This window comes from Nostoc sp. NMS4 (assembly GCF_017115095.1).
Lineage (GTDB): Bacteria > Cyanobacteriota > Cyanobacteriia > Cyanobacteriales > Nostocaceae > Nostoc.
On sequence record NZ_JABXKI010000325.1, the window covers coordinates 1 to 7,662 of the forward strand.

The window sequence follows — 7,662 nt, forward strand, 5'->3', positions numbered from 1 at the left end:
ATGGGTACAAATGGAATTAAGGATGGTAATGGTGTCTCAAAGACAGTATTTACATCAACTTCCCATAGGTTAATCACCCGATAATCTTGAGTTGCTCTTAAACCTGCAACATTCGATGCATAACTTGTAGGTATTTCTGTGTTAGTTCCTTTAAGAATGTTGATTAATACCGGATAGGTAGGTAAATTATATTTCTCTTCAGCTAGAGCTGCATAAGCACGCATCCGTCGTGGCATTTCCGGTTTATACCGCAGTTGTAATTCGTTGACAACTAGAAATTTTCCATACTGCGGATTCTCTACACGGATAAGTACATCACTTTGTCTACTAACCCACTGAAATTCTGAGTTGAGAATTTCACCTACAATAACATCGGGAATTTGTGTTACCCATTTTACCCAGTTATCGGGTGCAAGGCTGATTAGGCGTTTAGTGCTGATATCAGCAGGTTTGGACATAAGCAAGTAGATAGGTTGAGATAATCGCTATTGCACTTTTATTTAGACTACCATTGAGTGTGGACGTTGCGATCGCCTAAATATTCCCATCTCAAAATACAAAAATAACAGTAGTTATTTCTACTTTAATAACTAACTACATCCAATTAAAAAAAATGAATTCTATCTCTCATAAAATACAACACCCTGCACTTTAAAAGTACAGGGTGGAAGACAGCGATAAGGATGATTCCCAGTTTCTATTTATCTCAAAGCCAATCTCGATAAGCAGATATTTCATTTACGCTGATTTCAAACGGCATCCCCTTACCAAATGGCGGATAAACGCGGATTTTACCATTGCTAGCAAACCGCTCTAACCTATTACCTAACTGGGCAATATTGCTGACAATATGCCAGTAAGCTACTAAGTCAGGGCAGTCAATAATTAGTGTTAAGATGCTAGCATCTGTTGTCAGATACCACTGACAATTAGATAGCAGTACTCGTGTAATGCGATCGCACGCTAAAAAAAAGCATCTGCCAGTAGACTGCTCTAGCTCCATTTGCAGCATTCCATCCTGTTTTGTTACCTCAGTTGGAGGTAAATCATCGGGAGGAAGCAAGTATAGTTTAGAAGACATAATTTCGCACCTCTTGGTTGTAGCGCGTCAAACTCTCTAGGTTTTTTTGCAGATTCGCAGACGAGGGTTTGAGTGCTAGCGTACCTAAATTTAATTCGTCCTGAAATTTCTTGATTTTGTCTCGACAAGTCTCCACATCACCGATAATTGAGTTCTCAATCAAATAATCTTCATCGAAACAAATATTTGTGCGGTCGAATGGTTTTTGGTTGGGATTCGCACTATTCTGCAACATTTCAGCCGAATTAGCTTTCATTTTTTGGCTAAATTTGCGAACAAAAGGTAACGCTTCACTCACAGCCTCATCAAATGTTTTACCAACATAAAAGAAACGTGCCAATACGAAGTTTTCCGCACCACTAGAATTTAAGGCTCGATATTTGGTAACAGTATCCTTCAATCTCTCTAGGGAAAATGGCGGCCCACCCATCAAGCTGAAGGAATGTTTAGCAGCCAACTCAATACCATCATCACCGCCAGTAGCAACATACACTGGTATTTTACTCTGCAATGGTTTGGGGTAAATTGTCAAGCGATCGCATTGGTAATATCGCCCATTAAATGATACATCAGTTTCATATAATAGCTTCATAATCAATGCGATCGCCTCTAGCATTTTAGGACGGGATTCACTTGGAAGTGTCGCAAAATGCTTATTTTGTTGAGGAAAGGGTCCGCCTTTGGCAACTCCAAATAATAATCGTCCATTGCACAAGTTATCCAAAGTGGCAATATCTTCCGCCACCCGAATCGGGTTGTGGAATGGCAGCAACACCGCCGCCGTGCCTAATTGGATAGTTGAAGTCAATCCAGCCAAATGTGCCATTAACACCAACATGGACGGGCTGAGATTGGATTCACTAAAATGATGCTCACTCACCCACGCTTCTTCAAAACCTAAGCTTTCTGCCTGTTTTACCAGTGCAACTTGCTCAAAGATGGCACGACGAGCATCTTGGTGAAAATTATCGTAATTGCAGAAAATTCCAGTTTTCATTACTTGTGTTGATACTTTGTATTCACCGTAGGTGCTGGTTATTCTAGTGGTCGATATGTTTGTAGTAAGCACAAAGTGTGCTTAAATATTTGAGGAATAAAATCCTCTCTACAAAAGCATTTACTCCTCTCAATAAATCCGATCAATGATTAATTTGCAACCCACTGCAACTCCAACCATAGGCGTGGGTTGTTATCTTTGACCTTTGACATCGGATCGCGCAATAATCGCTTGGCATTCATACAAACAACCTGGATTAGACCCATATTGTCTGCTACTTCTCGAAGTATTTCTTTTTGAGCTTGCACACAGGAAATCATTTCGGCAGAGCAATAAATTCCTATATATTGCAAACGTCTAGCAGGTCGTCCCCAAAAACAGGTGATGACTTTCACGTAACACCCATCCAGCAATTCTCCAACTTGCGGGTAGTAATGGTTGACGACTCTTGTGAATTCTTTGGCTAAGATATCTTCAGCAATCATTGGAACTGATATTTCTGTAGCGTCCATCACGCTATTTAATATAACATAATTTTGTCAGTTAAATCTCACAAAATAGTGTATTAAGTTTAAATAAAATCTTAAATATTATACAAAAAAAGAGGTGTACCTCATTTGGTATCACCTCAGATTTGCGTAAAGCATATTTATATTCAAAATTCGTAATTCGTAATGATATTAGCAGACTCGCCAACGTAATTATGTTATATATAAATTAGGATTTTAACCCTAACCATAATAAATGGTACAACTTTTAGAGGTCGCTGACTCTAAGTCTTGATTTAATTACGAATTACGAATTACGAATCATTGTTGAATTCTAACTTTTGAACCTTTAATTATTATTACCGAGCATTGCGTTCACAAACTAATACCTCTGCGATGATATCCGGCACATTTACAAAATCTGTAAATCCTTCTGAACCACGGATTGGTGAAATAAATGTATAGTTTGGATCGCACGCTCCAGTGTCATATACTTGAATAAACCACCTATCGGGAAATCCTTCTATACCTAGTTCCACAGTGTACCAACTCTCGCCAATCAGACGAGAGCTAAAGATTGTAAACCACTCCCTGTTCTCTTCTGAAATATTCCAGTCCGCCATGAGCAGTTCTAAAGCTATTTGCCCCGCATCCGTTGAAGTCAATAGCATTTTTACTCCTTATTTGCAACTTCAGGATTTGCAACTTCAGTGTTGGGAACTTCAGGGTATAAACCTAATTCTTTCGCTAGCTCACGCGCCACAAAAAATAAAAACTGGGCACCATCTTGATTACCTTCATGGGCAAACATGGTTGCTACTTGTAACATTGTTTGCACTAAGCCGGAGTCAATCAATTCGGGCTTAGATTCCAAAATTTCTGGTTCTTGACCATTAGGGCATTTAAGTAACTCATCAATCAGATTAAAATACAGTTGTTCGCGTTGTTCTGTCATGGTAATTTTGTTGATTTGAATAAATTGTGAATTCGTTACTGTTCGATACTTTGCTGCCACAGTCTTTCCAACATTTCAACTTGTTCTTTTAAAACAGCAGCACGATGAACAAGATATCTGTCGTAAAAGAGAATCCCTAACCCAACACAAATCGGGGTTAACAAGAAGAACCATTGCAAGATAGTGGCAAATTTATATTGTTCAGCAACAGTCAGCATTTGATGAACCACATTACGATCGGAGGATTTAATGTTAGTCTGAGGGGAATGTGTACCCTCTGTCTGGGGAGCCAAGGCGGAAGCATCTGTAGTTGTGTTGTTAACTTCACAAGCTAAATTATGAGGTTTTACTAACTCCAGATGTCGCTCCCAGATTATGCCAAATACTACTAGTCCTGGTGAAAGCACTGCGAAGGTAACGACACAAACTGTAAGAACATTTAAAAGTTTGGCTTTCATCTTGGCTCTCCCTTGCTAGGTAGTATGCACCCAGTAAGAAAATATCTTTAGCTGTTTATCTAATCAAACAGTTTTGATATTAAAATATTTCTAATCAGTAATTTTCATAATCGTTAGTTTTCAGTTATTTTTCTCATCACCACTGATCCCTGACTAATGAAAAGTTACCAACCTTTTCACAAAACATCGGATTATTCAGTCAGAAGTAACGCACTTAGATTCGAGAATCTAGTTTCAACCTACTCTCAAAAGAGAGATTAAGAAGTCCCCCCTAGTTCACTAAGCTTGCGCTCAGGAATGTTGGGGGGTAGAGGGGAATCTCTGCGTAAATCCTATACGATTTATATCAGCCGCTCTCCACAAAACAGTTTACCCCAGCCCTGTTAAGATTATTAAATTTATTAGAATAGTACTCAAAGCCTATAATCCACACCTGATAAGTCTTATAAAAATTTATTGGGGTATGGGTGCTAGTGTTTTTCGGACGGGGTTCTAGTATTTACGAGGTGAGGTTCTGGTGTTTTTGCACTCAATGTCAAAGCAATGTAGGCAATGGTTAAAGGCTTTTTTTAATGCAATTTTTGACTGCCAAAATCTGCACTCAAAAAACAATACCAACGTCTCTTGATAAAGATAGACTAACAAGTTATGAAAAGCAATTAAATATTTTGAAAGTAAATTATATTTTTATAAAAAATAGAAAATCATCGAAAAATTATTCATATATACAGAATTATAAAAATTTAATCTCAATCCCAGAGACGATAGTCAGCAATTCCAAATGGTAAACTAAAGGAATGGTCAGCTAGCTTCTTCTAAAGTCAGGATCGATGGGAATATCTAATAAAAGTTCTTCCTAAGCTTTCATGTTTTGTGGTTTAGTTAGAATATACAGTATATGCACTCATTAACATTAAACGGCAAAGTAAATACATCAAAGCTTATTGAGCTTATTGTTATAAGTAAATACTCTGTACTAAGATTTAGGATTTTAGGAGTTAAATAATGCGGATTGCTCAAGACGTAACAGAACTGATTGGACGAACTCCTTTAGTTCAACTCAACAAAATTCCTCAAGCTGAGGGAGTAGTTGCAAGGATAGTTGTTAAATTAGAAGGCATGAACCCGGCGGCTTCGGTGAAAGACCGCATTGGTTTAAGTATGGTACTCTCGGCAGAAGCGGCTGGCTCAATTTCCCCTGGAAAAACTATTTTAGTAGAGCCGACTTCAGGTAATACAGGAATTGCTCTAGCAATGGTAGCAGCAGCGCGTGGCTACCGTTTGATTTTAACCATGCCGGAGACAATGAGCCAAGAACGACGGGCTATGCTGAGAGCTTATGGCGCAGCTTTGGAGTTGACACCAGGCGCTGAGGGGATGCGGGGAGCAATTCGCAAAGCGGAAGAAATTGTGGCTAATACTCCCAATGCTTTTATGTTGCAACAGTTCCGCAACCCTGCTAATCCGAAGATTCATCAAGAAACCACCGCCGAAGAAATTTGGACAGATACAGACGGGGAAGTAGACATTGTCATTGCTGGGGTAGGTACTGGTGGGACGATTACTGGGATTGCAGAAGTACTTAAGCAGCGCAAGCCGACTTTTAAAGCGATCGCAGTTGAACCCAGCAACAGTCCAGTTCTCTCCGGTGGTGAAGCCGGGCCACATAAAATTCAAGGTATTGGGGCTGGATTTATCCCAGATGTTCTCCGCCTAGAATTGGTTGATGAAGTAATTAGAGTCAGCGACGAACAAGCGATCGCCTATGGGCGACGTTTGGCAAAAGAAGAAGGCTTATTGTCTGGGATATCCTCTGGTGCAGCTTTGTGTGCTGCAATTCAAGTCGGTAAACGTCCAGAAAATGCCGGACGCTTAATCGTCATGATTCAGCCTTCCTTTGGCGAACGTTACCTCAGCACACCGATGTTTCAAGATTTATCCTTAGAAACTGCTGGCGTGCGTTAAGCAAATAGGGGGACAAGAGAGTAATAAATCTCCCTGTCCTTCTCATTAATTAATACAACTTACCTTTTAAGGTGCGATCGCATCGCATATTACATTATTACTGCTTGTAACTCTTTGGCACTCCCACGGCTGCGTAAATATTATTACGCTCATAGCTGCTAAATTTGCATATATTGAGTTGCTTTTGTTACAAGTCTTACAGTTCATATTTACCCGAACTATAGATATAGCGTTTCTGGGTTGACTGCAATAACAGGTCTAACAAAAACAGCCCCTACCCTCACCAAAAGATTTATTTTCTCCAAACTCTTGCTGTCTTGGTGGGTAAAGATTAACATATCTTTGGACAGAGAGAATATCTCGTTAAACCAACGTTAACAAAAGTGAAAACTTTAGGCTGTTTATTTTGAATCTTGTTTAGCACCAGTTAAACATCAAGACCATTACCTGCTAGGTTATAAATCAGCACAGACTATACTAATAGAAAATTTACCCAAAACTCTTTCCAACTTTAAAATCAGAGGTATCAATGATTATAACTAATTTTAGCAAACCAAGAAATGAATTTAAGGAAACTAAAGTACTCAAAGCTAAACCACACTGGCAAGGGCAAAATTTGAGCGATACTGCTATCAAAGGTAAAGATACCAAGATGCGAGATCCTGCACCTGATAGTTTGATTTTGAATAACTTAAATCGTGGTCGAGTTGCGATTTTTATTGATGGCTTAAGCCTGTTCCATACAGCCTTACAACTCGGCATAGAAATTGATTATGTTAAATTGCTTTGTCATTTAACCAGTGGTTCCAGACTGTTGCGTGCTTTCTTCTATACTGGAGTTGATATCAGTAATGAAAAGCAACAGGGTTTTCTATTGTGGATGCGTCGTAATGGTTATCGTGTAGTCGCAAAGGATCTCGTTGCGCCAGCAGAGAATTTCAAAAAATCAAATCTGAACGTAGAAATTGCTGTAGACATGATAACTTTAGCTCCTTACTACGACACAGCAGTTTTAGTCAGTGGCGATGGAGATTTAGCTTATGCTGTGAACGCTGTCAGCAGAATGGGCGTTAGGGTGGAAGTAGTCAGTCTGCAAACAACGACTAGTGAAAGTTTGATTGATGTTGCTGACTGCTTCATTGACCTCGATAGTATTAAAGCACACATTCAAAAAGATTCTAATCTTGGCTATAGTTATCGCACATCGTCAAATTTAAACCTTTAATACCCTATTTCAAATCTATACTGAGCTATTGCAAGCCTATAGAAGCTTTATGACATTGGGTGGGGTTCGAATCCCCATCCCAATTCCCCATTCTCCAGCGATACACTGAGTTTCGACTGCGCTCAACTACCGCCACCATTCCCCATTCCCCATTCCCAATTTTGCTCGACTTTATATTTTCAGATGGATATTTTAATAGTTGAAGATGAACCAGAAATTGCTCGTTTAATTGAACTCTCTTTAGAAAAAGAAGGATTTTTTTGTCGTACTAGCCGCGATGGGATGAATGCTTTGCGGATGTTTCAAGAGCAACCACCGGATTTAATCATTCTAGATTTAATGATTCCTGGTTTAGATGGGTTGGAAGTTTGCGCCCGAATTCGTCAGAAACCAGGTGCAAAAGATCCCTACATTTTAATGCTCACAGCTAAGGGTGAGGAAATCGATCGCGTCATTGGTTTGTCTACTGGTGCTGATGATTACATGGTCAAAC

The 7,662-nt window shown here is 39.4% G+C and carries 10 protein-coding genes; 3 read left to right on the top strand and 7 right to left on the bottom strand.

From position 1 onward, the window contains the following. The 7 genes from HWQ37_RS29390 to HWQ37_RS29420 form a co-directional block, all read right to left on the bottom strand. A partial coding sequence (locus HWQ37_RS29390; protein ID WP_465249725.1) for an Rpn family recombination-promoting nuclease/putative transposase occupies positions 1-458 on the bottom strand: 458 nt, incomplete at its 3' end. 248 nt (positions 459-706) lie between these two features. Further along, positions 707-1,081, bottom strand: coding sequence for a hypothetical protein (locus tag HWQ37_RS29395; RefSeq protein WP_292753937.1), 375 nt, complete (start codon positions 1,079-1,081; stop codon positions 707-709). Further along, entirely contained in the window at positions 1,071-2,078 is a 1,008-nt protein-coding gene (locus HWQ37_RS29400) for an LLM class flavin-dependent oxidoreductase (RefSeq protein WP_292753938.1), read from the bottom strand. Before HWQ37_RS29400 ends, HWQ37_RS29395 begins: the two co-directional genes overlap by 11 nt. A gap of 149 nt (positions 2,079-2,227) precedes the next feature. Next, positions 2,228-2,590 carry a hypothetical protein gene (locus HWQ37_RS29405; RefSeq protein ID WP_292753939.1) on the bottom strand — a complete coding sequence of 121 codons (363 nt, stop codon included), beginning with the start codon at positions 2,588-2,590 and terminating at the stop codon, positions 2,228-2,230. Between the two features lie 335 nt (positions 2,591-2,925). Beyond that, the gene (locus tag HWQ37_RS29410; RefSeq protein ID WP_292753940.1) at positions 2,926-3,237 is read right to left on the bottom strand and encodes a hypothetical protein; all 312 of its coding nucleotides are present in this window, start codon (positions 3,235-3,237) and stop codon (positions 2,926-2,928) included. A 2-nt stretch (positions 3,238-3,239) separates the two neighbouring features. Further along, the gene (locus tag HWQ37_RS29415) at positions 3,240-3,521 is read right to left on the bottom strand and encodes a hypothetical protein (RefSeq protein ID WP_292753941.1); all 282 of its coding nucleotides are present in this window, start codon (positions 3,519-3,521) and stop codon (positions 3,240-3,242) included. A 35-nt stretch (positions 3,522-3,556) separates the two neighbouring features. Further along, positions 3,557-3,979: a hypothetical protein gene (locus HWQ37_RS29420; protein WP_292753942.1), complete on the bottom strand. Its 423-nt coding sequence runs from the start codon at positions 3,977-3,979 to the stop codon at positions 3,557-3,559. A 1,005-nt stretch (positions 3,980-4,984) separates the two neighbouring features. Here HWQ37_RS29420 and cysK point away from each other — a divergent pair. From cysK to HWQ37_RS29435, 3 genes are all read left to right on the top strand, one after another. Further along, complete coding sequence (gene cysK / locus HWQ37_RS29425) at positions 4,985-5,944, top strand: cysteine synthase A (RefSeq protein ID WP_292753943.1); 960 nt, start codon at positions 4,985-4,987, stop codon at positions 5,942-5,944. Positions 5,945-6,473: 529 nt separating this feature from the next. Continuing rightward, complete coding sequence (locus HWQ37_RS29430) at positions 6,474-7,169, top strand: LabA-like NYN domain-containing protein (protein ID WP_292753944.1); 696 nt, start codon at positions 6,474-6,476, stop codon at positions 7,167-7,169. Between the two features lie 183 nt (positions 7,170-7,352). After that, on the top strand, positions 7,353-7,662 hold a 310-nt coding region (locus HWQ37_RS29435; protein WP_292753945.1), incomplete at its 3' end, for a response regulator.

What these genes read in the sequence shown, in the direction of transcription:
- HWQ37_RS29420 (WP_292753942.1), bottom strand. Translation starts at nt 3,979, where the DNA reads ATGAAAGCCAAACTTTTAAATGTTCTTACAGTTTGTGTCGTTACCTTC.
- HWQ37_RS29405 (WP_292753939.1), bottom strand. Translation starts at nt 2,590, where the DNA reads ATGGACGCTACAGAAATATCAGTTCCAATGATTGCTGAAGATATCTTA.
- HWQ37_RS29430 (WP_292753944.1), top strand. Translation starts at nt 6,474, where the DNA reads ATGATTATAACTAATTTTAGCAAACCAAGAAATGAATTTAAGGAAACT.
- HWQ37_RS29410 (WP_292753940.1), bottom strand. Translation starts at nt 3,237, where the DNA reads ATGCTATTGACTTCAACGGATGCGGGGCAAATAGCTTTAGAACTGCTC.
- HWQ37_RS29400 (WP_292753938.1), bottom strand. Translation starts at nt 2,078, where the DNA reads ATGAAAACTGGAATTTTCTGCAATTACGATAATTTTCACCAAGATGCT.
- HWQ37_RS29415 (WP_292753941.1), bottom strand. Translation starts at nt 3,521, where the DNA reads ATGACAGAACAACGCGAACAACTGTATTTTAATCTGATTGATGAGTTA.
- HWQ37_RS29395 (WP_292753937.1), bottom strand. Translation starts at nt 1,081, where the DNA reads ATGTCTTCTAAACTATACTTGCTTCCTCCCGATGATTTACCTCCAACT.
- cysK (WP_292753943.1), top strand. Translation starts at nt 4,985, where the DNA reads ATGCGGATTGCTCAAGACGTAACAGAACTGATTGGACGAACTCCTTTA.